Here is a 25,383-nt window from a genome sequence, read left to right on the forward strand (position 1 = left end):
GTCTGAGTGAAAGCGCCGTCTAGCGCTTCGTCGTGGCCTGCGGTTGTTCGAAAAGGAGAGTGTCGCACTGGCAGTCCAGGCGCTCACCGGTGTCGATGTTCATGAGGGTCATGGCGCCACCCCAGACACAGCCGGTATCGAGGGCGAACACGCCGGGCTCATTGCATTTTCCTTCAAGGGCTGCCCAATGACCGAAGATGATCCGGGTCTCAGCGGTCTTGCGCTCCTGGTGCTCGAACCAGGGCTTGTAGCCGGGCAGCGCGGTATCGGCGCCTTCCTTGCTCTTGAGGTCGAGTTTGCCATCGGCGGTGCAGAAGCGCATGCGGGTAAAGTAGTTAGTGATGACCCGCAGCCGCGCAACGCCGGCCAAGTCGTTGTCCCACTTCACCGGTTCGTTGCCGTACATGCCGTCCAGATAGGTTGCGAACAGGTTGTCATCGGCCAGGGCCGCTTCGACTTCGGCTGCGCACTTGAGGGCTTTCTTCAGTGTCCATTGTGGCGGAATGCCGGCATGGACCAGCACGGTGTTGCGGCTTTCATCGTAATGTACGAGTTTTTGCCGGCGCAGCCAGTCCAGCAGCTCGGCGCGATCGGGTGCTTCAAGTATTTCGCGCAGCGTATCGCCCTTTTTCAGGCGCTCGATGTTCCTGTCGACTGCCAGCAGGTGCAGGTCGTGGTTACCCAGCACGCACACCAGGGAATCGCGCATGCCATATAGAAAGCGCAGTGTCTCGAGGGACTTCGGGCCGCGGTTTACCAGGTCACCCACCAGCCAGAGACGGTCTTTCAGTGGGTCGAAGGCTACACGGTCCATCAGGCGCTTGAGTGGCTCCAGGCAGCCTTGCAGATCACCGACGGCATACGTCGCCATCAGTGCAGGGCTCCGGGCACGGCCAGGCGGAAGGGCGCGATGATGGCGTCGAAATGTTTGCCATCGTCGGCGAGCATTTGATAGCTGCCTTGCATGTTGCCCACGCGCGATGTCATCACCGTGCCGCTGCTGTAGGTGTGGCTTTTGCCGGGGGCGATGAGCGGTTGCTGGCCGACGACGCCGGCGCCGCGGACTTCTTCCACCTGACCATCACCATCGGTGATGACCCAGTGGCGGGACAGCAGCTTGGCCGGGATCGAGCCGTTGTTCTTCACGGTTACCGTGTAAGCGAAGGCGAAGCGGTTCTGTTCGGGTTGTGATTGTTCCGTCAGGAAGCGGGTGACGACGCTGACGTCGATCTGATAACGAGGATCGGACATGCGAGAGGCCTTAAAAGCAAAAGCGGGGGAACAACTGATGTCGATCAGTCTAGGCCAATTATCAGGCGCTAGACCAGACATGTAGTAATGCACGCCTGCCAGATGAACACGTTCTGCGGTTCAAGGTGGGAGCGGGCTTGCTCGCGATGGCGGTGTATCAGTCGAGGTATCCGGTGACTGACACACCGCCATCGCGAGCAAGCCCGCTCCCACATTTTGGAGCGCGTCGAGGGGTTGCCCTACGCCTTATTCCGCTGCCGGCGCGGGCTGGATCGCGAGTTGATCGGCCAGGCGCACGAAGGCAGCCAAGTCCAGTTGCTCGGGGCGCAGGCTGCCGTCGACGCCCGCAGCCTCGATCTCGGCGTTGCTGAGCAAGGCCTTGAGGGTGTTGCGCAGGGTCTTGCGGCGCTGGTTGAAGGCTTCACGCACCACGCGCTCGAGCAGGCGGTGATCCTTGGCCGGGTGCGGCAGGACGGCGTGAGGCACCAGGCGCACGATGGCTGAGTCGACCTTGGGCGGCGGATTGAATGCCCCTGGGCCGACATTGAACAGATGCTCAACCCGGCAATGGTACTGAACCATGATCGACAAACGGCCCCAATCGCCACCCCCAGGACCGGCTGCCAGGCGCTCGACCACTTCCTTTTGCAGCATGAAGTGCATGTCGCGGATGATGCCGGCGTTGTTCAGCAGGTGAAAGATCAGCGGTGTGGAGATGTTGTAAGGCAGGTTGCCGACCACCCGCAGGCTGTTCGGCGCAGCGTTCAGGCTGGTGAAGTCGAACTTCAGCGCGTCGCCCTGGTGCAGGTTGAAGTTGGGTTTGCCGGCGAACTGCTGGTTGAGAATCGGGATCAGGTCCTTGTCCAGCTCAACCACGTCCAGTTGGCCGCCGCTGTTGAGCAAGCCTTGGGTCAAGGCGCCCTGGCCAGGGCCGATTTCCAGCAGACGGTCTTCGGGCTTGGCATGGATGGAGCGCAGGATGCGGTCGATCACGCCAGCGTCGTGCAGGAAGTTCTGCCCGAAACGCTTGCGCGCGCGGTGTTGGTAATGCTCGGTCATATACGGGTCTCGGCCATCTGGTAGGCGGTTTCCAGGGCCACGTGCAGGCTACCGGTGTCGACTTTTCCACTGCCCGCCAGATCCAGGGCGGTGCCATGGTCGACGGAGGTGCGGATGATCGGCAGGCCAAGTGTCACGTTGACTGCGGCGCCAAAGCCTTTGTACTTCAGTACGGGCAGTCCCTGGTCGTGGTACATCGCCAGCACTGCATCACAGTGCTCCAGATATTTGGGGGTAAACAGAGTGTCCGCAGGCAATGGGCCACGCAGGTCCATGCCTTCGTTGCGCAGGCGCTCTAGTGTCGGTTCGATGATGTCGATTTCTTCATGGCCCAGATGACCGCCTTCGCCGGCATGGGGGTTGAGGCCACAGACCAGGATGCGCGGATGGGCGATGCCGAATTTTTGTTGCAGGTCGGCATGCAGGATGCGCGTTACGCGCTCCAGGCGTTCGGCGGTGATGGCGTCGGCGATATCGCGCAGCGGCAGATGCGTGGTCACCAACGCGACTCGCAGCCCGCGTGTAGCCAGCATCATGACCACTTGTGCGGTGTGCGTCAGCTCGGCAAGAAACTCGGTATGGCCGGAAAAGGCGATGCCGGCATCGTTGATCACACCTTTGTGCACGGGCGCGGTAATCATCCCGGCGAAGTCGCCCTGGAGGCAGCCTTGCCCGGCGCGGGTCAGGGTTTCCAGGACAAAGGCCGCGTTGGCCGTGTCCAGTGTCCCGGCGGCGACCTTCGCCTGAAGCGGGGTGTCCCACACATACAGGCTGCCCGCCGGGGCGGGCAGGTCGGGCCAGTTGCCGGGCGCCACGTCCAGTAGATCGACAGCCACACCCAGCTGCGCGGCCCGCTCGAGGAGCAGGTCGCGGCTGGTAATGGCAATCAGGGGATGTGGCTGAGGTTGCGTGGCGAGCAGCAGGCACAGGTCTGGACCAATGCCGGCCGGCTCGCCGGGTGTTACCGCGAAACGCTGGGGTTTCACTGAACAGCCTGGTCGGTGCCCGTCTGCTCGGCGCCAGGAAGCTTGTTTTCCACGTAGGCTTCGTCACGGATCTGACGCAGCCAGGTTTGCAGCTCTTCGTCGTATTTGCGGTTACGCAGCACGTTCAGCGCCTGTTGTTCGCGGGCCTGACTGGTGTTGTCGGTGGCGCGGCGGCCAAGGACTTCCAGGACATGCCAGCCATATTGAGTCTTGAAGGGTTTGGACAATACGCCTTGCGGGGTCTCGGCCATGACTTGCTGGAACTCCGGCACCAGGGCTTTTGGATCGACCCAGTTGAGGTCGCCGCCATTGAGGGCGGAACCCGGGTCTTCGGAAAAGCTCTTGGCCAGGGTGGCGAAGTCTTCACCGCCTTCAATACGCTCGTAGATCTTCTGGGCCAGTTCCTGGGTTTGCGCTTCGGTGCGGATTTCGCTCGGCTTGACCAGAATGTGACGAACGTGCACCTCGTCTTTCAGCGAAGTCTCGCCGCCACGGCGCTCCAGCAACTTGAGGATAATGAAACCGCCTGGCGTACGAGCAGGCTGGGTGATATCCCCGACTTGCATGGCGCTCAGCTCGCGGTCAAACGGCGGGGGCAATTGAGCCGCTTTACGCCAGCCCATGTCGCCGCCTTCCAGCGCGTTGTCGCTACCGGACTGGGCAATCGCCATTTGCGCGAAGTCGGCACCGGCTTTCAGTCGCTCATAGATCGCCTGGGTTTTTGCCGCGGCCGCGTTGAGTTGCTCGGCGTTGGCGCTGTCCGGCGTCGGGATCAGGATGTTGGCCAGGTGCAGTTCTTCGGAAAGCTGCATTTTGCCCAGGTCTGACGCCAGGAAGTTCTTCACTTCCTGTTCCGATACTTGAACCCGCTCGGCCACCCGACGCTGGCGTACACGGCTGATGATCATTTCACGGCGAATCTGGTCGCGGGCGTCCTCATAGGACAGACCGTCGCGGGCCAGGGCGGCGCGGAACTGATCAATGCTCATGTTGTTGCGCTGGGCAATTGTGCCGATCGCCTGGTTCAGCTCTTCGTCGGTGATGCGGATGCCGGAGCGTTCGCCGATCTGCAATTGCAGGTTTTCGACGATCAGGCGTTCCAGGACTTGCTGGTCCAACACGCTGGTCGGCGGCACGCCACCGCCACGCTTGGCGATGGTTTGCTGAACCTCCTTGACCCGATGGTCCAGTTGGCTCTGCATGATCACGTCGTTATCGACGATGGCCACGACCTTGTCCAGCGGTTGAACGGCAGCCTGTGCCGTTGCAGTACCCAGGAACAGCGCGCCCAGCATCAGCGGGCGCAGACAATCAGAAAGCTTGATCTTCACGTTTACGATAACCTTGGATGCCTTTGTCGAGGAAGCTCTCTACCTTGGCGCCGGTCAGGCCGCCAAGTCCCTTCAGGACAATTTGGAAGAAGAGCCCATGGTCGCCTTTTTCGTTCAGCGGGGCGAGCTGGGTGTATTCGTCGTTGGAAACCCAATAACGGTTGATCACACGCAGTTTCCAGCAGCAGTTGTCATACTCGAAACCACCGAAGGCTTCCAGCGTGCGGTTGCGGGCGTAGTCGTACTGCCAGCGGGTGATCAGGTTCCACTGCGGAATGATCGGCCACATCATCGAGAAGTCGTGTTGCTGGATTTTGTAGTAATCCTTCACGTAGTTCGCTTGGCCGGGACGCCCATAGTCACCGCCAAACTGCCATTCACCCGTCAGCTGGTTGTAGACCACCTGGTCGTTGCGATAGCGATAACCGACGTTGATGATCTTGTTCGGGTTGTCTTCCGGCTGGTAGTGGAACATTGCACTGCCCGAACGCGGGCTGTGGCTTTCGGTGTCCCAGTTGTAGTCGGCAGTGGCGCGCCAGTCGCGGTTGAAGCGGAACTCGTAGTCCAGGGCGATCGGCGAGACATTTGCCTGCGCATCGGCACGATCAGCGGCAAGGACGCCTGGCAGTTGCACTTCACGATCCTTGAAGTACACGGCCTGGCCGATAGCCACGCGCTGACGTTCAAAGCCATTCTCTTCAATCCAGCGGCTGGTCAGGCCAAACGACAGCTTGTTCTCGTCGCCGATCCGATCGCCGCCCGAGAAGCGGTTGTCACGGAACAGCGAGGCGTAGCTGAAGGTTGTTTCACTGGTGTCGAACACCGGAATGTCGGTCTGATCTTTCTCGGGTACATAGAGATAGAACAGACGCGGTTCCAGGGTCTGATTGTAGTTCTTGCCGAACCACTGAGTGGTGCGATCGAAGTAAAGACCACTGTCGATACTGGCAATCGGAACGGCGCGATCCGGGGAACTATTGAACTCGCCAGGTGCGAGACCGCTCTTGCCCTTGTTATCCAGATCGAGATCGTACTTGGTGTAGACGTACTTGAGCTTCGGCGTGATGTAGCCGTAGGACGCATTCATCGGCAGCGAAATGCTTGGCGCGAAGTTCAGACGAGTACCGTTGGCGCGTTTCAAGCCTCGAACGTTTTCATCCAGGCGCAGCGACGTCAGGCCGTCCTCATCGGTAAAGTTGCCAGTCTCGAGGTCACGATCGAAGCGAACGGCTTCGGTTTGATAATCGAAGTTCAAACCGCCTGGATGGTACGGCAGCGCACCGCTGAAGGTGATCTGCGGCAAGCGGTTGTACGGTGTGATCTGGGAAATCGTCGCCAGCTTGTAGGCCTGGACGTTCAAGCGCGCGGTGTAGTTGTCGCCACGATAGCTGACGGCACCTTGCTGATTCAGGACGTCCCGGCTCTCGACGCCGATCTGATCGCTTTTCAGGTCCTGGAAGTAGTACGGATCGCTGATGTCGGTGTAGTCGACTTCAGTCAGTACCCGTGAATCCAGGCCACCCTTGTGCTGCCAGTTAAGCATCCAACGGGTTTTTTCGTAGTCGGTCTGCTTGCTGCGCTCGTCGTTGTCGTCGTTCAGGTACGCGCCGCCGAACTGACCTTCGCTGGACTTGGTGAGGTAGCGGAATTCGCCTTCCATCAACAGGCCGCGCTTGGTCATGTAGTGCGGGTACAACGTGGCGTCGTAGTTTGGCGCCAGGTTGAAGTAGTACGGCGTAACCAGGGTAAACCCGGTTTCGCTGCCGGTGCTGAAGCTTGGCGGCAGGAAGCCGGACTGACGACGGTCGTCGATCGGGAAATAGATATACGGGGTGTACAGGATCGGAATGTTCTTGACCCGCAACGTCGCGTTGGTGGCGGTACCGAAACCGGTCGCCGGGTTCAACGTGATGTTGTTGCCCCGCAGCTGCCAGGCATTGCTGTCTGGTTCGCAGGTGGTGTACGTACCGTCCTTGAGACGGATAATCGCGTTTTCGGCACGCTTGGCGTACAGCGCGTTACCGCGGATGCGCGATTTGTGCATGACGTATTCGGCGTTGTCGATCTGCGCCGCACCGGTGTCCAGTTGGACCTCGGCGCGATCACCGACGATCAGCGCACCGTTGTCGCGCAGACGGACTTTGCCGTTCAGCTCGCCACGGTTCTCGGCCTGGTACAGGTTGGCCTCGTCGGCCTCGATCTGCATGCTGCCTTGACGCATGACCACGTCGCCGGCGAGGGAAGCGATCTGCTGCTCCTGCTCGTAACGGGACGCCTTGGCACCGATGAAGGTCGGTGCGTCGCTCTTGTCCGTCTTGTCGTTCATGCCGGGGCGGATCGGCTCGATGTACGCACCGGCGCAATAAGGACCGGTTTCGGCCAGTTGCGCAGCGGTGAGTTTCTCGCGCGGGACCCAGTCCAGGTGGCTGTAGTCGGCGCTGCGCGAACGCAGGCCACGGCCCTTGGATTCGGTGACCAGCAAGGTCTTGGGTTCGGCCTCGGCACTGGCAGCCTCGCCTTGCGGCGTGCTGTTGGCCGAGCTGACGGCGCTGCCGTCATGCACCGGACGCGGTGGTAGTGGGGCGGCGCTGGTTTTCGGCGCACAATCCCAGGCACCCGAAGCAGAGACTGAGCAGTCATACTGTTCCGCGGCGACCACGAATGAGGTGGCGAAGGGTTGCATGGCCAGCAGACTGCCGGTTACCAGCAACGGAAATTTTCTACGAAACGCGGGGGATTTCAATGCCATCTTATTAGTCCGGGCTTCCTGCGTGCCATCTGCCCGCGGTGTGGGCCGCACGCCTCTCGATGGTCTGAAAAAGATGCGTGATAATAAAGCATGACCCGCTTGACGGCTAGCGCCGTCGGAGACCCTTGTAATGCCCGACCAAGATCTACGTTTGCAATACCTGAAAGTCTGGCTCGATGAGCAGTTGCCGATCCTTTTCAATGCCCAGGGCTGGGGTGCCGTACCCCCGGCCACGTTGACCGCGGCCAGCAGCGACGCGAGTTTCAGGCGTTACTTCCGCTGGGAGGGTGGTGGCCGCAGCCTGGTGGTGATGGACGCGCCTCCCCCCCAGGAAAACTGCAAACCTTTCGTCGAAATTGCGCAAATGCTGGCGAAATCAGGAATTAATGTTCCACAAATTTATGCAGAAGATTTGCCGCGAGGCTTTCTTTTGCTCAATGACCTGGGCAAAAAAACCTACCTGGACGTGATTGACGACGTAAATGCCGAGCAATTATTTGCCGATGCCATCGACGCCTTGCTGGCATTCCAGCAGTTGCCGATGGAGGCTCCACTGCCCAGCTATGACGTGGCTTTGTTGCGCCGGGAACTCGAACTGTTCCCCGAATGGTATGTACGCCGGCACCTGGGCATTGAGTTCGACACTCAGCAGCAGGCGCTATGGCAGCGTGCCAGCGATCTGCTGATCGACAGCGCGCTGGCCCAGCCCAAGGTGCTGGTGCACCGTGACTATATGCCGCGCAACCTGATGATCAGCGAACCGAACCCGGGCGTGCTGGATTTCCAGGACGCGGTCTACGGACCGGTGACCTACGACATTACCTGCCTGTTCAAGGATGCGTTCCTCAGTTGGCCCCAGGCCCGCGTGCGCGAATGGCAGCACGGCTATTGGGCACGTGCTGGCCAACTGGGTATTCCCGTGCAGGCGGATTTTGAAGCGTTTCTGCGCGCCAGTGACCTGATGGGCGTGCAGCGTCACCTCAAGGTGATCGGTATCTTTGCGCGTATCTGCCACCGTGACGGCAAGCCGCGCTACTTGGCGGATGTACCACGCTTCTTCGCTTATATAGAGGCGGTGCTCGCGGAGCGGGCGGAACTGGCCGACTTGGCTGAGTTGCTGGCGAGTCTGCGTCAGCCGGCGGAGGTGGGTGTATGAAGGCCATGATCCTGGCCGCCGGCAAGGGTGAGCGGATGCGTCCGCTGACCTTGCACACTCCGAAACCGCTGGTTCAGGCGGGAGGCAAGCGCCTGATCGAATATCACCTCGAGGCGCTGGCCAAGGCCGGTTTTAGCGATATCGTCATCAATCATGCCTGGCTCGGCCAGCAGATTGAACGCTATCTCGGCGACGGTGCGCAGTTTGGCCTGCGGATCCGCTACTCCCCCGAGGGCGAACCGCTGGAAACCGGTGGCGGGATCTTCAAGGCCTTGGCGCTGCTGGGAGATGAGCCGTTTCTGGTGGTCAATGGCGACATCTGGACCGATTACGACTTCGCCCCCTTGAAACGCCCGTTGCAAGGCCTCGCCCACCTGGTGATGGTCGATAATCCGGCTCATCACCCCTCCGGCGGCGACTTCTACATTCAGGACGGTGTCGTTCATGATGCCGTGGCCGGTGCCGATAACCTGACCTTCAGTGGCATTTCAGTGCTGCACCCCAAGCTGTTCGAGGGCTGCAGTGCCGGTGCCTTCAAGCTCGCGCCGTTGTTGCGTGCGGCGATGAGCAAAGGTCAAGTGACGGGAGAACACATGGACGGACGCTGGATCGATGTCGGTACGCTGGAGCGGCTGGCGCAAGTCGAAACCCTGCTGACCGCGGGGCAGTAAGATGCTCTGGCCAGGGACTCTGATTGGCGCCGGGGCGGGCTTTGCCATTGCCAGTATCCCCGGGGCCATGCTCGGCGCACTGCTGGGCCAGGCGCTGGATCGGCGCTTGCAACTGCACAGTTGGGCACAATTGCGTGAGCGCTTGGGCGGCCGTCCGGCGCTGCGCAATGACGAATTGTTGTTTGTCTTGTTGGGCCGCCTGGCCAAGAGCAATGGGCGGATAGTGGATGGGCATATCCAGCAGGCGCGGGTGGAAATGAGCGCTCTGGAGATGTCCGAAGCGGCTCGGCGGCGGGCGATTGCCGCGTTCAATCGCGGCAAGACGGGATCGGACCGGGTGCGTGGTTACCTGCGGCTGCTCAAGGTTCAACCCCATGCGGCGGAAGGCGTGTTGCGCGCTTGCTGGCGTATGGTCTGGGCCGATGGCAAAGCCAGCACCGCCGAACGCGAATTGATTTTGCTGTGGGGCAAATGGCTGGGCTGGACACCGCAACAAGTCCAGGCACTCGCTCACGACTACGAGCCCGAGCGCAAACCGCTGGCCAACCGCGGCGGGAGTTATCAGGAGGCGCTGCGGATCCTCGGCGTGACGGCCACCACGGAGTCTGCGGTCATCAAGCGGGCGTATCGACGGCTGCTCAGCCGCCACCACCCGGACAAGGTTGCCGGCAGTGGCGCGAGCCCCGCGCAAGTGCGCGAGGCGACGGAGAGAACCCGTGAGCTGCATAGCGCGTATGCGCTGATTCGGCAGCGGCGGGATTTGCGCTAGGGATGATCAGCTCCCAGTGTCTTGGGGGCTCAACCAGCCGCGCACCCGTCGATAGAGCTGTTCCTGCCCGGCCGGGCTGTTTTCGGGAAACGCATTCAAGGACACTTGTTGATACGTGTCATTCTTCAAGCGTTTGCTGGCCTGGGCCCGCTCCCGGGCATTTTTGCGCGCCAGGGCATGGTCCTGGTAGAAAAAGTCAGCCGTGGGCAGTTTCAGGGCCGGTGCCAGCTGTTGCAGGTCCGGCATGCGTCCCGCCGGCGTCCGGGCCGCAACCATGATGAATTTCTGCACCTGGCTCGGTTGTTTTTCGCTCAGGTAGCGGGCCGCCCACCAGGCACCTGTACCGTGCCCAAGCAGCACCACACTGCGGGCATTCTGGGTCTGGGCGTAGGCGACGGCGGCATCGATGCGGGCGAAGATTCGCGTGGCGTCGGTCTTGTCTTGCTCATCGGCGCCGGCCACCACCGCCGGGTCGGTGCCTTCGGCTTCGGCACTGGCGGCTTGTTCTATGGGTTTGGGCGCGGCGTTATCGGCGTCTTTGGCGCTGGTATCCACCGCGGCGTCGGGTGCTTCGATCACTCGAGGAGGCAGCGTGTCCAGGCTTCGGTCCGGCAGCGTCAGGCTCAGGCTGCTCCAGGCGGCGTCTGGCAATTTTTGCCGCAACGGCCCGATTGCTTGAGGCCAGTCCGCTGTTTCCCCGGCTCCCGGGACGATGATCACCACACCTTCTGCTTCGGCGCTATTGGCCGGTTTCCAGAGTGCCAGGAAAGAATCATCCCCCGCCTGCAGTTGTTGCTGCTCCTGCTGCGGAAGTTGCCGCTCGAGCGCGCGCGCTTCTTCCTGGCTGCGTTCGGGCAGCGGCTGGCGTTCCAGCGGTTTTTCCGCGGCAACCGGTGCTGTGTCGGCGGCCTGGACATAAAAGGTGCTGGTAAAGAGTAACGACAGGCACAATGCTGGCAGTGTCGAACGGTGAAGAAACGGCATCGTGGATTCCCGGCCAGAAGTGGTTCCGGCAGCCTAATGGGTTGGTCAGTATTTGTCAGTGATGTGAGATGTGAATCATGATTTTTCGCTGTCTGCTGATTATCGGCTGGCTGTGCTTTCCCTTGATGGTGGGGGGCGCGCCTGCGTCTGTCGTGCCCCCGGCCGTGCTCAGCCCGCAACAGCGCGAGTGGTTGGCCGAACACCCGCAATTGCGGGTCGGCCTGGTATTGCAGGCGCCCTATGCGCAGTACGACAGACGCTTGCAGCATTTGTCCGGGGCGAATGTGGAGTTGATACAGTCGCTGGCCAAGGCGCTGAATATTGAATTGATCTGGCGCCACTTCGCTAATCAGGAGCAGTTGGACGCCGCCGTGCGCAACGCTGAGGTGGATGTGGCCCCTGGGCTGCTGCAAACCCCGGACGGCCTGCACTTGTGGCGATTTTCCGACCCGTATATGCGGATTCCCCAGCTGATTGTCGGGGTCCGCGACGGCAGTGGAACGGTGGACCTGGAAAACCTCGACGGACGGTCTCGAGTCGCCGTGCGCATGCCCAGCACCGTGGCCGATTACCTGCGCGGCAATTACCCAGCCCTGAACCTGCAAGGCGTTCCGCGGGAGCGCGAGGCGTTGCAGTTGTTGTTGAGCCAGCAAGCGCGCTACGCGGTGATTGACGAGGCGCAGTTGAGCCGGTTGTCCGCCGAGCCTGAGTTCGGCGGATTGGCGGTGGTCGGTGATATCGGCTTGCCCCAACTGTTGCGAGTGGCCACCCGCCGCGACTGGCCGCAGTTGGCCGACATCATGCAGAGCGCCCTGCAGGCAATCCCGGCGCGTGAGCTGGATCAGTTGCATGCGCGCTGGTTGCAGCCCAAATACCCGCGCCTGACGCAATCTCCCGGGTTCTGGCAAAACCTGAGTCTGTTGCTGGGCCTTTTGTTGCTGAGCTGCGCGGCGATTGTCGCGTGGCAGCGCCGCCATCAACGTGCCCTGGAGCAGGAACTGTTGGCCACGCGGGAAGAAAGCGCGGCCCGTGCTGCCGGCGCTGAAGCGTTGCGCCTGACGCAGTTTTCGATTGATCAAAGCACCGTCGGAATCCTCTGGGTCAATTGGGACAGTCACGTGCGCTACGCCAACGTAGCTGCTGAAAACATGCTCGGTTATGCCCCCGGTGCATTGATCGAACGGCCGCTGGTCGAGTTCGAGCCCAACCTGAGCATGGACCGCTGGCTGAACCTGTGGAAGCGCGCCCGCGCCAGTGAGGACGGGCCGCAAAGTTACGCCACGCAGTGCCTGCGGGCAGACGGCAGCCTATTGCCCACGGATGTCTCACTGAGCTTCCTGCGCTTTGCCGGGGGTGAATACCTGGTGGTTTATCTCAATGACGTCACCGAGCGGCGCCGGGCATTGGCGGCGCTGCAGGAGAGTGAAGCGCGTCTGCAAGGGATCGCGGCCAATGTCCCGGGGCTGGTATTCCGACTGGAGCGCGCGTCTTCAAGCGCCGCAATCGAATTTGCCTATATCAGCGAAGGCAGCGAGCGTCTGGTGGGCTATTCCCCGACGGTGCTCAGGCATCATGACGTGGGCATCCGCAGCCTGGTGCATCCCGACGACCGCGCCAGTTATCACCGCACCCAGGACCAGGCGATCGACACGGAGAGCAACTGGTCGTGGCAAGGGCGCATCCTGACGCGTCACGGTGAGCAGCGTTGGGCGGATATCAAGGCCGTCACCCGCCGTCAGGAGGATGGCTCGGTGGTGTGGGACGGGATTGTCTGGGACATCAGCGAAAGCAAGCGTATCGAGTTGGAGCTGGACGCCTCTCGTGCGCAATTGCGCGAGCTGTCAGCCCACCTGGAGAGCGTGCGGGAAGAAGAGAAGGCGCGCATTGCGCGTGAAGTGCATGACGAATTGGGGCAGATGCTCACCGTGCTCAAGCTGGAAACCTCGATGTGTGAGCTGGCGTATGCACAACTTGACCCTGGCCTGCACGAACGCTTGAACAGTATGAAGCGCCTGATCGCCCAACTGTTCCAGTTGGTCCGTGATGTGGCCACCGCATTGCGCCCGCCGATTCTCGACGCCGGGATTGCCTCGGCCATTGAGTGGCAGGCACGACGGTTTGAGGCGCGCACGCAGATTCCCTGTCTGGTTCAAGTGCCGGATAACCTGCCCGCGCTCAGCGATGCCAAAGCCATCGGGTTGTTTCGCATCCTGCAAGAAGCGCTGACCAATGTCATGCGGCATGCCCAGGCGCATACTGTCGAGCTGACCCTGGTGGTGGAAGGCGATGATCTGCGGCTGACCATCAGCGATGACGGCGTCGGTTTTGTGCCCGCGCCAGGTCGTCCGGTGTCGTTTGGCCTGGTGGGGATGCGCGAGCGGGTGCTGATCATGGGCGGACAGTTGGCCCTCGACAGTGAACCGGGGGAGGGCACTATCCTGAGTGTGACGGTGCCGTTGGATGCATCATTATAAAAAGAGGAAAACCCCGTGATTCGTGTACTGGTAGCCGAAGACCACACCATCGTCCGTGAAGGTATCAAGCAGTTGATCGGCCTGGCCAAAGACCTGTTGGTGGTGGGGGAGGCGAGCAACGGCGAGCAGTTGCTGGAAGCCTTGAGGCATGTGCCGTGCGAGGTGGTATTGCTGGATATCTCGATGCCGGGTGTCAACGGGCTGGAAGCGATTGCGCGGATTCGCGCGCTGAACAATCCGCCGGCGATCCTGGTGCTGTCCATGCACGACGAAGCGCAAATGGCCGCCCGTGCGCTAAAGGTCGGCGCGGCCGGGTATGCCACCAAGGACAGCGATCCCGCACTGTTGTTGACGGCTATCCGCAAAGTGGCGGCGGGTGGGCGCTATATCGACCCGGACCTGGCCGACCGGATGGTCTTTGAAGTCGGTCTCACCGATGCGCGGCCCCTGCATTCATTGTTGTCGGAGCGCGAGTTCTCGGTATTCGAGCGGTTGGCCCAGGGCGCCAACGTCAATGAGATTGCCCAGCAACTGGCCCTGAGCAGCAAAACCATCAGTACCCACAAGGCACGGCTGATGCAGAAACTCAATATCACCTCGCTGGCGGAACTGGTGAAGTACGCGATGGAGCACAAACTGCTGTAGGACCGTATCTGTTTGCGACATCCCCCGCACACCGCCGGACCCATGCTTGCAGCGTGTTGCTTGAAACTTGCCACTGCACTGTCCCATGCCCGCCATCCGTGTAGGGCGATCCCTACCCCAAACCTTCCAACAAGCTGATGTGAATCTCTCCTGCACCCCGATTTCCGGGGGGCTTGCCCCTGGACTACGCTGGCTGTACAGCAGTCCAAAACAAAAAGGTGCAGGTATGAACGAGGTGGATTCAAATGATGTGCTGGTCAGCTTTCGTGGTGTGCAGAAGAGCTACGACGGCGAGAACCTGATCGTCAAAGACCTCAACCTGGAGATTCGCAAAGGCGAATTCCTGACCCTGCTGGGCCCTTCCGGTTCGGGCAAGACCACTAGCCTGATGATGCTCGCCGGTTTCGAAACACCGACCGCCGGCGAGATCCAACTGTCCGGGCGCTCCATCAATAACGTGCCTCCGCACAAGCGTGATATCGGCATGGTGTTCCAGAACTATGCGTTGTTCCCTCATATGACGGTGGCTGAAAACCTGGCCTTCCCGCTGTCGGTGCGGGGTCTGAGCAAGACCGATATCAGCGAGCGCGTCAAACGTGTACTGAACATGGTCCAGCTCGACGCTTTTGCCCAACGCTATCCGGCGCAACTCTCGGGCGGCCAGCAACAGCGGGTGGCGCTAGCCCGGGCGTTGGTATTCGAGCCGCAGCTGGTGCTGATGGACGAACCGCTTGGCGCCCTCGACAAGCAACTGCGTGAACACATGCAGATGGAGATCAAGCACCTGCACCAGCGCCTGGGCCTGACCGTGGTTTATGTGACCCACGATCAGGGTGAAGCGCTGACCATGTCTGATCGTGTCGCGGTGTTCCATCAAGGCGAGATCCAGCAGATCGCTGCGCCGCGCACCTTGTATGAAGAACCGAAAAATACCTTCGTTGCCAACTTTATCGGTGAGAACAACCGTCTCAACGGCCGGTTGCACAGCCACACCGGTGAGCGTTGCGTGGTCGAGCTGGCGCGGGGCGAGAAGGTCGAGGCGCTGGCGGTGAATGTCGGCCAGGTCGGCGGCCCGGTCACCCTGTCGGTGCGCCCGGAACGGGTCAGTCTCAATGGCACCAGCGAGCATTGTGTCAACCGCTTCTCCGGGCGGGTGGCGGAGTTTATCTACTTGGGCGACCACGTGCGGGTGCGCCTGGAAGTCTGCGGTAAAGGCGACTTTTTTGTGAAACAACCGATCGCCGAGCTGGACGCGACGTTGACGGTTGGCGATGTGGTACCGATTGGCTGGCAAGTCGAGCACGTTCGCGCGCTTGACCCACTTTTAGAGGCGAATTGATCGCCCCCTTGGCTTCATCCAACCCTGCACGTGGAGAGAACAAGAAATGTTGAAATCCCTGAAATTGACTGCTTTGGCCATCGGCCTGGCGGGTGCTTCACAGGTCATGGCGGCTCAGGACCTGACGGTGGTGTCGTTCGGCGGCGCGAACAAGGCCGCCCAGGTCAAGGCCTTCTATACGCCGTGGGAAAGCGCGGGCAACGGCAAGATCATCGCCGGGGAATACAACGGTGAGATGGCCAAGGTCAAAGCCATGGTCGACACCAAGAGCGTGTCCTGGGATTTGGTGGAGGTCGAATCGCCGGAGCTGTCCCGCGGCTGTGACGAAGGCCTGTTCGAAGAGCTGGACCCCGCGTTGTTCGGCAAGACCGAGGATTACGTGAAGGGCGCAATCCAGCCCTGCGGCGTAGGCTTCTTCGTGTGGTCGACCGTCATGGCCTACAACGCTGACAAGCTGAAGACCGCGCCGACCAGTTGGGCGGATTTCTGGGATACCAAGAAATTCCCCGGCAAGCGCGGCTTGCGCAAAGGCGCCAAGTACACCCTGGAATTTGCCTTGATGGCAGACGGCGTGGCGCCCAAGGACGTTTACAAGGTCTTGGCCGGCAAAGACGGTCAGGATCGTGCCTTCAAGAAGCTCGACGAACTCAAGCCGTCGATTCAATGGTGGGAAGCCGGCGCCCAGCCGCCGCAATACCTGGCCTCGGGCGACGTGGTCATGAGTTCGGCCTATAACGGCCGGATCGCTGCCGTGCAAAACGAAAGCAACCTGAAAGTGGTGTGGAACGGCGGCATCTATGACTTTGATGCCTGGGCTATTCCAATGGGCCTGGACAAGGACCGCGCAGAAGCGGCGAAGAAATTCATCGCCTTCTCGGTGGCGCCACAGCAGCAGAAGACCTATTCGGAAAACATCGCCTACGGCCCGGCCAACACCCAGGCGGTGCCGTTGCTGTCCAAGGACGTGTTGAAGGACATGCCGACCACGCCGGAAAACATCGCCAACCAGGTGCAGATCGACGTCAGTTTCTGGGCGGACAACGGTGAGCAACTGGAACAGCGCTTCAATTCCTGGGCCGCCAAGTAATACGCCTCACTGCATAACCCATTGTGGGAGCGGGCTTGCTCGCGATGGCGGTGTATCAGTCATACATAAGTCAACTGACACGCCGCCATCGCGAGCAAGCCCGCTCCCACAGGGAAGCCGCTGTGTTTTGCAGAGTGCATTCATGTTGTAGAACCGGAGTTTGCCATGGCCATTGCCGTTCCCTCGAACCAGGTCACCACACCCAACTTGAAGCAGCGCCTGGCGCGTGCCGAACGGCTCAACCGCTGGAAGGCCCAGGCATTGATTGCACCGCTGGTGGTGTTTTTGCTGCTGGTGTTCCTGGTGCCGATTGTTGCGCTGCTTTACAAAAGTGTGGGTAACCCTGAAGTGGTGGCTGGCCTGCCGCGCACCGTGGTCGCGGTCACGGCCTGGGATGGTCGCGGCTTGCCTGGCGAACCGGTGTACCAGGCGATCACCGAGGATTTGGCGCAAGCCCGTAAAAACCAGACCCTGGGCGATTTGTCCAAACGCTTGAACATGGAGTTGGCGGGTTATCGCAGCCTGCTGACCAAAACCGCCCGGGCGCTGCCGTTCAGCGAAGCGTCGGGCTCCTCCTATAAAGATGCGCTGGAAAACTTCGACGAGCGCTGGGGCGACCCGGCGTACTGGCAGGCGATCCGGCGTAACACCAGCAGCTTCACGCCTTACTACCTGCTGGCCGCGGTCGATCATCGTATCGACGACCTCGGTGAGGTGGCACCCGCGACCCCGGACCAGGCGATTTACCTCGACATCTTTGTCCGTACGTTCTGGATGGGCCTGGTGATCACGGTCTGCTGCCTGTTGCTGGCCTATCCGCTGGCTTACTTGTTGGCCAACCTGCCTGCGCGGCAAAGCAACCTGCTGATGATTCTGGTGCTGCTGCCGTTCTGGACGTCAGTGCTGGTGCGTGTGGCCGCCTGGATTGTGCTGTTGCAATCCGGCGGGTTGATCAACGGTGCGCTGATGAGCCTGGGGATCATCGATAAGCCACTGGAACTGGTCTTCAACCGGATGGGGGTCTACATCTCCATGGTGCATATCTTGCTGCCGTTCATGATTTTGCCGATCTACAGCGTGATGAAGGGTATTTCCCCCACCTACATGCGCGCGGCCATTTCCCTGGGGTGTCACCCGTTCGCCAGCTTCTGGCGCGTGTATTTCCCGCAGACCTATGCCGGTGTCGGTGCCGGTTGCCTGTTGGTGTTCATTCTGGCGATCGGTTACTACATCACCCCGGCCTTGCTGGGCAGTCCGAACGACCAGATGGTCAGCTATTTCGTGGCCTTCTACACCAATACCAGCATCAATTGGGGCATGGCCACGGCGCTGGGCGGCTTGCTGCTGCTGGCCACGGTCGTGCTGTACCTGATCTACAACTGGCTGGTGGGCGCCAGCCGCCTGCGCCTGAGCTGAGGAAGTCTTGAGATGACGAGCGCTTACATGTCACCCATAGAGCGGATCTGGTACTACAGCCTGCGGATACTGTGCGGCCTGATCCTGTTGTTCCTGATCCTGCCGGTGCTGGTGATCATTCCACTGTCGTTCAACTCCGGGAGTTTCCTGGTGTATCCGCTGCAGGGCTTTTCACTGCAGTGGTACCAGGACTTCTTCGCGTCGGCGGAATGGATGCGTGCCTTGAAAAACAGCATCATCGTCGCCCCGGCGGCGACGGTGCTGGCGATGGTCTTCGGCACGCTGGCGGCGATCGGCCTGACCCGTGGCGATTTCCCCGGCAAGGCGTTGGTGATGGCGCTGGTGATTTCGCCGATGGTGGTGCCGGTGGTGATTATCGGGGTGGCGAGTTATCTGTTCTTCGCGCCGCTGGGGCTGGGTAACAGTTTCTTTTCGTTGATCGTGGTACACGCGGTGCTCGGCGTGCCCTTTGTGATCATCACGGTGTCGGCAACATTGCAGGGTTTCAACTATAACCTTGTACGGGCGGCGGCCAGCTTGGGGGCGTCGCCGTTGACGGCTTTTCGCCGGGTGACCTTGCCGCTGATCGCGCCCGGTGTCATCAGTGGGGCCTTGTTCGCGTTCGCCACGTCGTTCGATGAGGTGGTCGTGACGTTGTTCCTCGCCGGTCCGGAACAGGCGACCCTGCCTCGGCAGATGTTCAGCGGCATTCGCGAAAACCTCAGCCCGACCATTGCCGCGGCGGCGACCTTGTTGATCGCCTTCTCGGTGGTGCTGTTGCTGACCCTGGAATGGTTGCGCGGACGTAGCGAGAAATTGCGTACGGCACCGGTTTGACGACCATTCAGCCGCTGAATGGCAGACAACCCTGAATTCGGAGTTACTCTTGTGCCAGCCCCCCACTTATAAGAGGCCGCGCACATGAGTACTTCCTCATTCAAGATTGCCCATAAACTGCTCACCGGCCCAGGTGCCATCGAGCAATTGGCTGACGAATTAACGCGGCTGGATGTGGACAACCCGCTGATTGTCACCGATGCGGTATTGGTCAAGTCTGGCACCGTGCAGTTGGCGCTGGCGCAGTTGGGTGACCGCAGCTACGAAATTTTCGATCGGGTGCTGCCCGATCCGGAAATCGCGATAGTCGAAGACTGTATGCAGGTCTACCGCGAGGGTGGGCATGACGGCCTGATCGGACTGGGCGGTGGCAGCGCCATCGATATTGCCAAGAGTGTCGCCGCCTATGCCGGTTATCACGGCGCGCTGGCGGATCTGTTCGGGGTTGATCAGGTGCCGCGCAAAGGCCCGCCGTTGATCGCCATTCCCACCACGGCCGGGACCGGTTCGGAAGTCACCAATGTGGCGATTCTTTCGGACAAGGTCGCGCAACTGAAGAAAGGCATCGTCAGCGACTTCCTGCTGCCGGATGTCGCGTTGATCAGCCCGCAAATGACCTTGACCTGTCCCCGCAGCGTGACCGCCGCCAGCGGCGTGGATGCCTTGGTGCATGCCGTCGAATCTTACCTGTCGCTTAACGCCTCGCCGATTACCGACGCCCTGGCGATTGGCGCCATCAAACTGATCGCCAATGCGTTGCCCAAGGCGTACGCCAACCCGGTCAATCTGCAGGCGCGTGACGATATGGCCACCGCCAGCCTGATGGCCGGCATGGCCTTCGGCAATGCCGGGGTGGGCGCGGTGCATGCCTTGGCCTACCCGCTGGGCGGACGTTTCAATATCGCCCATGGCGTCAGCAATGCCTTGCTGCTGCCCTACGTCATGCAGTGGAACAAGCTGGCCTGTGTCGAGCGCATGCAGGACATCGCCCAGGCGATGGGCGTCAATCTCCACGGGTTGAGTGTCAATGATGCCGCCGATCAGGCCGTCGAGGCGATGGCGCGACTGTGTGCCGCAGTCGAAATCCCCTCGGGGTTGCGCAGTTTCGGCGTTCCTGAAGAGGCCATTCCGGCCATGGCCGTAGAGGCGGCGGGTATTGAGCGCCTGATGCGTAACAATCCGCGCCAGCTCAGCGCGGCGGATATCGAGAAAATCTATCGCGCTGCCTACTAGGCATTGAGTCAGGTCACGGTGCGCGCGACAAAGCATGAGGTATACAATGCGCGCCATCGTGATTTAGCTCAGAAAAGGTGCGTCATGCAGCCCTTCGTTATTGCTCCATCGATCCTCTCCGCCGACTTCGCCCGCCTGGGCGAGGAAGTGGACAGCGTATTGGCCGCCGGTGCCGATTTCGTCCACTTCGATGTCATGGACAACCACTACGTGCCGAACCTGACCATTGGCCCAATGGTCTGCGCGGCCTTGCGCAAGTACGGTGTGACCGCGCCTATCGATGTGCACCTGATGGTCAGCCCGGTAGACCGCATCATCGGTGACTTCATTGAAGCCGGTGCGACCTATATCACGTTCCATCCGGAAGCCACGCTGCACGTCGACCGTTCCCTGCAACTGATCCGCGAAGGCGGTTGCAAGGCCGGCCTGGTGTTCAACCCGGCAACCCCGCTGGACACGCTCAAGTACGTGATGGACAAGGTAGACATGGTGCTGCTGATGAGCGTCAACCCAGGTTTTGGCGGGCAGAAGTTCATCCCGGGCACGCTCGACAAGCTGCGCGAAGCCCGTGCGCTGATCGATGCCAGCGGCCGCGATATCCGCCTGGAGATCGACGGTGGCGTCAACCTCAACAACATCCGTGAGATCGCTGCCGCTGGCGCCGACACCTTTGTCGCAGGTTCGGCGATCTTCAACACTCCGGACTACCAGGATGTGATCGGCAAAATGCGTGCAGAGTTGGCGCTGGCACGCCCATGAGCGGTTTTGAGCAGTTGTTTCCAGGCACAATGCCTCGGCTGGTGATGTTCGACCTGGACGGCACCCTGATCGACTCGGTGCCGGATCTGGCCGCTGCGGTGGATGACATGCTGCTCAAGCTGGGGCGTGCGCCGGCGGGTATCGAGTCGGTGCGCAATTGGGTCGGCAACGGTGCGCCGATGCTGGTGCGCCGGGCCCTGGCCAATAGCCTGGACGCCGAGCATGTCGATGAGGTCGAAGCCGAGCATGCCCTGGCGTTGTTCAACGCAGCCTATGAACGTGGCCACGAATTGACCGTGGTCTATCCCGGCGTGCGCGACACCCTCAAATGGCTGCACAAGCAGGGCGTGGAAATGGCCCTGATCACCAACAAGCCGGAGCGTTTCGTCGCGCCGTTGCTGGATCAGATGAAAATCGGTCGTTATTTCCGCTGGATCATCGGTGGTGACACCTTGGCGCAGAAAAAGCCCGATCCGGCGGCGCTGTTTTTCGTGATGAAAATGGCCAATATCCCGGCGTCCCAGTCGCTGTTTGTCGGTGACTCACGCACTGATGTGCTGGCAGCGAAGGCGGCGGGTGTGAAGTGCGTGGCCTTGAGTTACGGCTATAACCATGGCCGGCCGATCGCCGAAGAGTCGCCGGCGTTGGTGATTGATGACCTGCGCCTGCTAATCCCCGGTTGCTTGGCGACGGGCGCTGAGATAACGTTGGCCGACGCTGTTCCTCCCCCTTCTGGAAATGCCATCGTGGTGGTCACTCGCAAACTCTGGATGAAAGTCATCAAGGCCCTGGCCCGCTGGCGTTGGCGCGCCTGACCGATCCTCGCCGCGCTGCGGCACGTTTGCATACCTGACTGTCAGATCCTCAAGCCACGAGGCACCTCATGATCCGCGAAGAATTCCTGCGTTTGGCCGCTGCCGGCTATAACCGTATTCCCCTGGCCTGCGAAACCCTGGCCGACTTCGACACACCGCTGTCGATCTACCTGAAACTGGCCGACGAGCCGAACTCCTATTTGCTGGAGTCGGTACAGGGCGGCGAAAAGTGGGGGCGTTACTCGATCATTGGCTTGCCGTGCCGCACGGTGCTGCGTGTCTATGACCATCACGTCAGCATCAGCCACGACGGCGTCGAGATCGAAAGCCATGATGTGGAAGACCCGCTGGCCTTCGTCGAGGCTTTCAAGGCTCGGTATAACGTGCCGACCATTGCCGGGTTGCCGCGCTTCAATGGCGGTCTTGTCGGCTACTTTGGCTACGACTGTGTGCGGTATGTGGAACAGCGCCTGGGTAAGTGCCCGAACCCCGATCCGCTGGGCGTGCCGGACATTCTGTTGATGGTGTCCGACGCGGTCGTGGTGTTCGACAACCTCGCCGGCAAGATGCACGCGATTGTGCTCGCGGATCCGTCCCGTCCGGACGCTTTCGAGCAGGGCCAGGCCAGCCTCGAAGCCCTGCTGGAAAAGCTGCGCCAGCCGATCACCCCGCGGCGCGGCCTGGACCTCAGCCGTCCGCCGGCCGCCGACCCGGTGTTCCGTTCCAGCTTTACCCAGGATGATTACGAGCGCGCCGTCGACACCATCAAGGAATACATCCTGGCCGGTGACTGCATGCAGGTGGTGCCGTCGCAACGCATGTCCATCGATTTCAAGGCTGCGCCGATTGACTTGTATCGAGCGCTGCGCTGTTTCAATCCGACGCCGTACATGTACTTTTTCAACTTTGGCGACTTCCACGTGGTGGGCAGTTCGCCGGAAGTCCTGGTGCGTGTCGAAGACAACCTGATCACCGTACGCCCGATTGCCGGCACGCGCCCTCGTGGCGCGACCGAAGAAGCGGATCTGGCGCTGGAAGAAGACTTGCTCAGCGATGACAAGGAAATCGCCGAGCACCTGATGCTGATTGACCTGGGCCGCAACGACACCGGGCGCGTCTCGGAAATCGGTTCGGTGAAGCTCACCGAGAAGATGGTGATCGAGCGTTACTCCAACGTGATGCACATCGTGTCTAACGTCACCGGAGAGTTGAAGGCTGGCCTGACGGCGATGGATGCATTGCGTGCGATTTTGCCGGCGGGCACATTGTCGGGCGCGCCGAAGATTCGTGCGATGGAGATCATTGATGAGCTGGAGCCGGTCAAGCGTGGCGTCTACGGCGGCGCCGTGGGTTATTTCGCCTGGAACGGCAACATGGACACTGCGATCGCGATCCGTACGGCGGTGATCAAGGACGGTGAGCTGCATGTGCAGGCGGGCGGCGGGATTGTTGCCGATTCGGTGCCGGTCCTGGAATGGGAAGAAACCCTGAACAAGCGCCGTGCGATGTTCCGGGCCGTGGCGTTGGCCGAGCAGACGCCGCAGGACTGAAACTAAATGCAGGTCAAAATGTGGGAGCGGGCTTGCTCCCACATTGGTCAGTGGTTGGGCTAGAAGTCCAGTGTCACGCCGACACTGACCCCTTGCTGGGTCAGGCTGTCATCCTTCCTCAGGTTATACGCGGCGGTCAGCGCCAGTTCCTGCGTCAACTTGTGGCTGACCCCCAGGCTCAGGCGATCCGAATTGCTCTGCGGCGTATACCCGTCCAGTTTGAAATCAATCCCCGGCACGCTGTTGAGGGCGATGTTCACCCGCTGGGTATCGTTTTCAAATTCATGCTCATGGGCCACTTCGCCGAATACCTGGGTGTGGGGCGTGAGGCGATAACGTCCTTGCAGGCCCACGCCAAGGCGCTTGGAGTCACGTTGTTGGTCATCAAGCGTCAGGGCGGTGGAGCGGCTGTCTTTTTCCGCGTAACCCTCGACTTCGATCCGCGAGTAATCGGCGCTGATGAAGGGTGACAGATGCCATTCACTGCCCGGCTGGGCAATGTCATACCCGACCCGACCACTCAAGGCCCACAGCCAGCCGTCGGTGTCGCCTTTCTCCGCACCTTCACTGACGCCCAGGGCGAACCTGCGCTTGAGGCTGTCGAAGTCCAGTTTGCCAGCGCTCAACGCCGCATCGGCCCACCAGTGGTTTTGCTGATACTGGGCAAACGCGGTGCCGATATAGCTATTGAGTTTGTAGTCCGAATCGCTGGCGCCGGCTTCCAGGGTTTGGCGGTAGAAGCCCGCGGCGACGCCGACGCGCCAGGCTTCGTTGAGTCGGTAGCTGCCACCGATGTTCAGGTTGTAGCCGCTGCCATCACCCTTGGCGCCACTGCTTTGCTCATCAAAATCCAGATGCTGGCCACCGCCGGCGACAATCGCGCGCCACTGGCCCACGGCTTGCCAGTTGCCCGAGTCGGCTTGCCATTGATTGCGCAGTTCGTCCTGATGGGCGCGCAGCGTGCCCTGGGCCATTTCCGGTAACAGGGTCACTTCCCAAGGCGCGGCCAACAGTGAATAGGCATAGTCGGCAATCAAGCGTTGACCGGCTTCGGTGGGGTGGACCGAGTCGTTGTAGATCAGTTTGCTCGGATCCGGATCAGTGCCACCCATGCCATGGGTGGGGTTGGCGGTGCAGCCATTGCCGCTGAAGCAGGTGCCGGTGAGATTCTGTCCGGTGGCAAGACCAAAACGGCCAGGGTCGGCGAAGGTTTCGTTGAGCAACAGCGGGATGTTCAGTGGGATGACTTGGGCGTCGACCTGCGCCAGGCGCTGCACCAGCGCCTGATTGAACACGTTGCTCAAGGCGCTGCTCGCCGCTTGCGTCGGTGTACCGCTGATGGCTGGGGTCAGGCCCAGGTCGGGCAGCATCCAGACCATGATGTAGCGTGCGCCGGCCTGTTGCAGGACTTGAGCGCTATCGGCCAGGCGTGCACCGGCGGCAACCGCTTGCGCCGGGCTTTGGACCCGCCCCTGGAGGAAATCATTGCCGCCGCCGGAAAGAAAATACAGCGCATTGGGGTCTGCCCGTCCGCCATTGGCGGGCAGGTAGCCCTGGCGACTGCGCAGCACGGTGCCGGCCCCCGGGTTACCGGGTGGAATCGCGGTGTTGGATACCGAGGTGATGGAATCAAGAATGTTATCGGTGCGGTAACCGCCCACCGCCCAGTTGTTACCGTCCGGGAGGCCTTGGGCGGCGCGGACCACAGAGGTGGAGGCGTTGAGGTCGTTGGCGGCAACCCCCAGTTTCGCTCCCAGCAATGTGGAGGAGACCAGAGCAAAGTGCTCTGTCCCGTTGCTCAGGTAGGTTGGGCCGGTGCGGTTGGTAAACCGCAGCGAGGCACCTGCCGGGCCGGCAGCGTCAGGAAACTGGCCCGCATCGGCCAGGCTGTCGCCGAAAACCACCATGGTTGAATAGGGCGACGGTCCCGCAATCACCTGGCTACAGGCCAGTGACAGGAGGCAGCCGGCGAGCGGCACAAAGAACGGTGGTCTGAGCATGAAATCGTCCATTTAATTATTTTGGGGACAGGCAGCCAAAACCTTAGCAAAGTATTTGCGCTTTTCTTCAGCGCAAAAGCGCTTTCGACGGCAAATAACCCGGGCGAGGTTTTCCCCGTATTTGCTGCTCCATATTGCACCGCTGACGAGGCTACGTTACTGTGCCTGAACGTATGAACGAGACCCTCCCCGTGTTGATCATCAGCAAGCTCTTGATGCGAGTAATCAAGGCACACGCCCGTTGGCGTTGGCGCGCCTGAGTTTTCTTTGCC

Annotated in this window: 21 protein-coding genes; 13 read left to right on the plus strand and 8 right to left on the minus strand. The window is 61.0% G+C overall.

The window, feature by feature from the left end; all coding sequences use genetic code 11:
- Positions 1-19: 19 nt before the first annotated feature.
- The 6 genes from AC6CIA_RS13150 to AC6CIA_RS13175 all read right to left on the minus strand — a co-directional run bounded on the left by AC6CIA_RS13150 (position 20) and on the right by AC6CIA_RS13175 (position 7,376).
- Positions 20-871 (minus strand): symmetrical bis(5'-nucleosyl)-tetraphosphatase, encoded by an 852-nt coding sequence (locus tag AC6CIA_RS13150; RefSeq protein WP_498312548.1) that lies wholly within the window; start codon positions 869-871, stop codon positions 20-22.
- The gene (gene apaG / locus AC6CIA_RS13155) at positions 871-1,251 is read right to left on the minus strand and encodes a Co2+/Mg2+ efflux facilitator ApaG/CorD (RefSeq protein WP_498312550.1); all 381 of its coding nucleotides are present in this window, start codon (positions 1,249-1,251) and stop codon (positions 871-873) included. The genes AC6CIA_RS13150 and apaG overlap by 1 nt, the downstream gene beginning before the upstream one ends.
- 246 nt (positions 1,252-1,497) lie before the next feature.
- A complete protein-coding gene (rsmA, locus tag AC6CIA_RS13160; protein WP_339531977.1) occupies positions 1,498-2,310 on the minus strand; it encodes a 16S rRNA (adenine(1518)-N(6)/adenine(1519)-N(6))-dimethyltransferase RsmA in 813 nt (270 codons plus the stop codon).
- The gene (gene pdxA, locus AC6CIA_RS13165) at positions 2,307-3,296 is read right to left on the minus strand and encodes a 4-hydroxythreonine-4-phosphate dehydrogenase PdxA (protein WP_498312552.1); all 990 of its coding nucleotides are present in this window, start codon (positions 3,294-3,296) and stop codon (positions 2,307-2,309) included. The genes rsmA and pdxA overlap by 4 nt, the downstream gene beginning before the upstream one ends.
- Complete coding sequence (locus AC6CIA_RS13170) at positions 3,293-4,627, minus strand: peptidylprolyl isomerase (RefSeq protein WP_339531975.1); 1,335 nt, start codon at positions 4,625-4,627, stop codon at positions 3,293-3,295. Before AC6CIA_RS13170 ends, pdxA begins: the two co-directional genes overlap by 4 nt.
- Positions 4,608-7,376: an LPS-assembly protein LptD gene (locus AC6CIA_RS13175; RefSeq protein ID WP_498312554.1), complete on the minus strand. Its 2,769-nt coding sequence runs from the start codon at positions 7,374-7,376 to the stop codon at positions 4,608-4,610. The genes AC6CIA_RS13170 and AC6CIA_RS13175 overlap by 20 nt, the downstream gene beginning before the upstream one ends.
- Positions 7,377-7,506: 130 nt before the next feature.
- Between AC6CIA_RS13175 and AC6CIA_RS13180 the strand changes: the two genes are divergently transcribed.
- From AC6CIA_RS13180 to AC6CIA_RS13190, 3 genes are read left to right on the plus strand one after another with little or no spacing between them, the layout of a single operon-like run.
- Positions 7,507-8,532 (plus strand): aminoglycoside phosphotransferase family protein, encoded by a 1,026-nt coding sequence (locus AC6CIA_RS13180; RefSeq protein ID WP_498312556.1) that lies wholly within the window; start codon positions 7,507-7,509, stop codon positions 8,530-8,532.
- On the plus strand, positions 8,529-9,203 hold the full coding sequence (gene murU / locus AC6CIA_RS13185; RefSeq protein WP_498312558.1) for an N-acetylmuramate alpha-1-phosphate uridylyltransferase MurU: 675 nt from the start codon (positions 8,529-8,531) through the stop codon (positions 9,201-9,203). The genes AC6CIA_RS13180 and murU overlap by 4 nt, the downstream gene beginning before the upstream one ends.
- Before the next feature lies 1 nt (position 9,204).
- Positions 9,205-9,972 (plus strand): DnaJ domain-containing protein, encoded by a 768-nt coding sequence (locus AC6CIA_RS13190; RefSeq protein WP_498312560.1) that lies wholly within the window; start codon positions 9,205-9,207, stop codon positions 9,970-9,972.
- 6 nt (positions 9,973-9,978) lie between these two features.
- Here AC6CIA_RS13190 and AC6CIA_RS13195 read toward each other — a convergent pair whose 3' ends face one another.
- The gene (locus AC6CIA_RS13195; RefSeq protein WP_498312562.1) at positions 9,979-10,956 is read right to left on the minus strand and encodes an alpha/beta hydrolase family protein; all 978 of its coding nucleotides are present in this window, start codon (positions 10,954-10,956) and stop codon (positions 9,979-9,981) included.
- A 77-nt stretch (positions 10,957-11,033) separates the two neighbouring features.
- On the opposite strand from AC6CIA_RS13195, the gene AC6CIA_RS13200 reads away from it, so the two are divergent.
- The 10 genes from AC6CIA_RS13200 (at position 11,034) to trpE (ending at position 23,111) form a co-directional block, all read left to right on the plus strand.
- On the plus strand, positions 11,034-13,430 hold the full coding sequence (locus AC6CIA_RS13200; protein ID WP_498312564.1) for a PAS domain-containing sensor histidine kinase: 2,397 nt from the start codon (positions 11,034-11,036) through the stop codon (positions 13,428-13,430).
- A gap of 15 nt (positions 13,431-13,445) precedes the next feature.
- On the plus strand, positions 13,446-14,075 hold the full coding sequence (locus tag AC6CIA_RS13205) for a response regulator (RefSeq protein WP_498312566.1): 630 nt from the start codon (positions 13,446-13,448) through the stop codon (positions 14,073-14,075).
- A 226-nt stretch (positions 14,076-14,301) separates the two neighbouring features.
- Positions 14,302-15,414 (plus strand): ABC transporter ATP-binding protein, encoded by a 1,113-nt coding sequence (locus tag AC6CIA_RS13210; protein ID WP_339531967.1) that lies wholly within the window; start codon positions 14,302-14,304, stop codon positions 15,412-15,414.
- A 46-nt stretch (positions 15,415-15,460) separates the two neighbouring features.
- Positions 15,461-16,501: an ABC transporter substrate-binding protein gene (locus AC6CIA_RS13215; RefSeq protein ID WP_498312569.1), complete on the plus strand. Its 1,041-nt coding sequence runs from the start codon at positions 15,461-15,463 to the stop codon at positions 16,499-16,501.
- A 165-nt stretch (positions 16,502-16,666) separates the two neighbouring features.
- The gene (locus tag AC6CIA_RS13220) at positions 16,667-17,917 is read left to right on the plus strand and encodes an ABC transporter permease (protein WP_498312571.1); all 1,251 of its coding nucleotides are present in this window, start codon (positions 16,667-16,669) and stop codon (positions 17,915-17,917) included.
- Positions 17,918-17,929: 12 nt separating this feature from the next.
- On the plus strand, positions 17,930-18,754 hold the full coding sequence (locus AC6CIA_RS13225; RefSeq protein WP_339531964.1) for an ABC transporter permease: 825 nt from the start codon (positions 17,930-17,932) through the stop codon (positions 18,752-18,754).
- Between the two features lie 84 nt (positions 18,755-18,838).
- Positions 18,839-19,987 carry an iron-containing alcohol dehydrogenase gene (locus tag AC6CIA_RS13230; RefSeq protein WP_498312573.1) on the plus strand — a complete coding sequence of 383 codons (1,149 nt, stop codon included), beginning with the start codon at positions 18,839-18,841 and terminating at the stop codon, positions 19,985-19,987.
- Between the two features lie 84 nt (positions 19,988-20,071).
- Positions 20,072-20,746, plus strand: coding sequence for a ribulose-phosphate 3-epimerase (rpe, locus tag AC6CIA_RS13235; protein ID WP_498312575.1), 675 nt, complete (start codon positions 20,072-20,074; stop codon positions 20,744-20,746).
- A complete protein-coding gene (locus AC6CIA_RS13240; RefSeq protein ID WP_498312577.1) occupies positions 20,743-21,561 on the plus strand; it encodes a phosphoglycolate phosphatase in 819 nt (272 codons plus the stop codon). The genes rpe and AC6CIA_RS13240 overlap by 4 nt, the downstream gene beginning before the upstream one ends.
- A 68-nt stretch (positions 21,562-21,629) precedes the next feature.
- Positions 21,630-23,111: an anthranilate synthase component I gene (trpE, locus tag AC6CIA_RS13245; RefSeq protein WP_498312579.1), complete on the plus strand. Its 1,482-nt coding sequence runs from the start codon at positions 21,630-21,632 to the stop codon at positions 23,109-23,111.
- Between the two features lie 59 nt (positions 23,112-23,170).
- Here trpE and estP read toward each other — a convergent pair whose 3' ends face one another.
- Positions 23,171-25,111 (minus strand): esterase EstP, encoded by a 1,941-nt coding sequence (gene estP, locus AC6CIA_RS13250; protein ID WP_498312581.1) that lies wholly within the window; start codon positions 25,109-25,111, stop codon positions 23,171-23,173.
- Positions 25,112-25,383 lie beyond the last annotated feature (272 nt).

The sequence above is a fragment of the Pseudomonas sp. GQ91 genome (assembly GCF_059758795.1).

Excerpts from the sequence above, each read along its gene's own strand:
- AC6CIA_RS13230 (WP_498312573.1), top strand. The coding sequence starts at position 18,839 with ATGAGTACTTCCTCATTCAAGATTGCCCATAAACTGCTCACCGGCCCA.
- AC6CIA_RS13190 (WP_498312560.1), top strand. The coding sequence starts at position 9,205 with ATGCTCTGGCCAGGGACTCTGATTGGCGCCGGGGCGGGCTTTGCCATT.
- murU (WP_498312558.1), top strand. The coding sequence starts at position 8,529 with ATGAAGGCCATGATCCTGGCCGCCGGCAAGGGTGAGCGGATGCGTCCG.
- AC6CIA_RS13220 (WP_498312571.1), top strand. The coding sequence starts at position 16,667 with ATGGCCATTGCCGTTCCCTCGAACCAGGTCACCACACCCAACTTGAAG.
- trpE (WP_498312579.1), top strand. The coding sequence starts at position 21,630 with ATGATCCGCGAAGAATTCCTGCGTTTGGCCGCTGCCGGCTATAACCGT.
- AC6CIA_RS13150 (WP_498312548.1), bottom strand. The coding sequence starts at position 871 with ATGGCGACGTATGCCGTCGGTGATCTGCAAGGCTGCCTGGAGCCACTC.
- AC6CIA_RS13175 (WP_498312554.1), bottom strand. The coding sequence starts at position 7,376 with ATGGCATTGAAATCCCCCGCGTTTCGTAGAAAATTTCCGTTGCTGGTA.
- AC6CIA_RS13200 (WP_498312564.1), top strand. The coding sequence starts at position 11,034 with ATGATTTTTCGCTGTCTGCTGATTATCGGCTGGCTGTGCTTTCCCTTG.
- estP (WP_498312581.1), bottom strand. The coding sequence starts at position 25,111 with ATGCTCAGACCACCGTTCTTTGTGCCGCTCGCCGGCTGCCTCCTGTCA.
- AC6CIA_RS13240 (WP_498312577.1), top strand. The coding sequence starts at position 20,743 with ATGAGCGGTTTTGAGCAGTTGTTTCCAGGCACAATGCCTCGGCTGGTG.
- AC6CIA_RS13215 (WP_498312569.1), top strand. The coding sequence starts at position 15,461 with ATGTTGAAATCCCTGAAATTGACTGCTTTGGCCATCGGCCTGGCGGGT.
- rsmA (WP_339531977.1), bottom strand. The coding sequence starts at position 2,310 with ATGACCGAGCATTACCAACACCGCGCGCGCAAGCGTTTCGGGCAGAAC.
- AC6CIA_RS13225 (WP_339531964.1), top strand. The coding sequence starts at position 17,930 with ATGACGAGCGCTTACATGTCACCCATAGAGCGGATCTGGTACTACAGC.
- AC6CIA_RS13195 (WP_498312562.1), bottom strand. The coding sequence starts at position 10,956 with ATGCCGTTTCTTCACCGTTCGACACTGCCAGCATTGTGCCTGTCGTTA.
- AC6CIA_RS13180 (WP_498312556.1), top strand. The coding sequence starts at position 7,507 with ATGCCCGACCAAGATCTACGTTTGCAATACCTGAAAGTCTGGCTCGAT.
- rpe (WP_498312575.1), top strand. The coding sequence starts at position 20,072 with ATGCAGCCCTTCGTTATTGCTCCATCGATCCTCTCCGCCGACTTCGCC.
- apaG (WP_498312550.1), bottom strand. The coding sequence starts at position 1,251 with ATGTCCGATCCTCGTTATCAGATCGACGTCAGCGTCGTCACCCGCTTC.
- AC6CIA_RS13210 (WP_339531967.1), top strand. The coding sequence starts at position 14,302 with ATGAACGAGGTGGATTCAAATGATGTGCTGGTCAGCTTTCGTGGTGTG.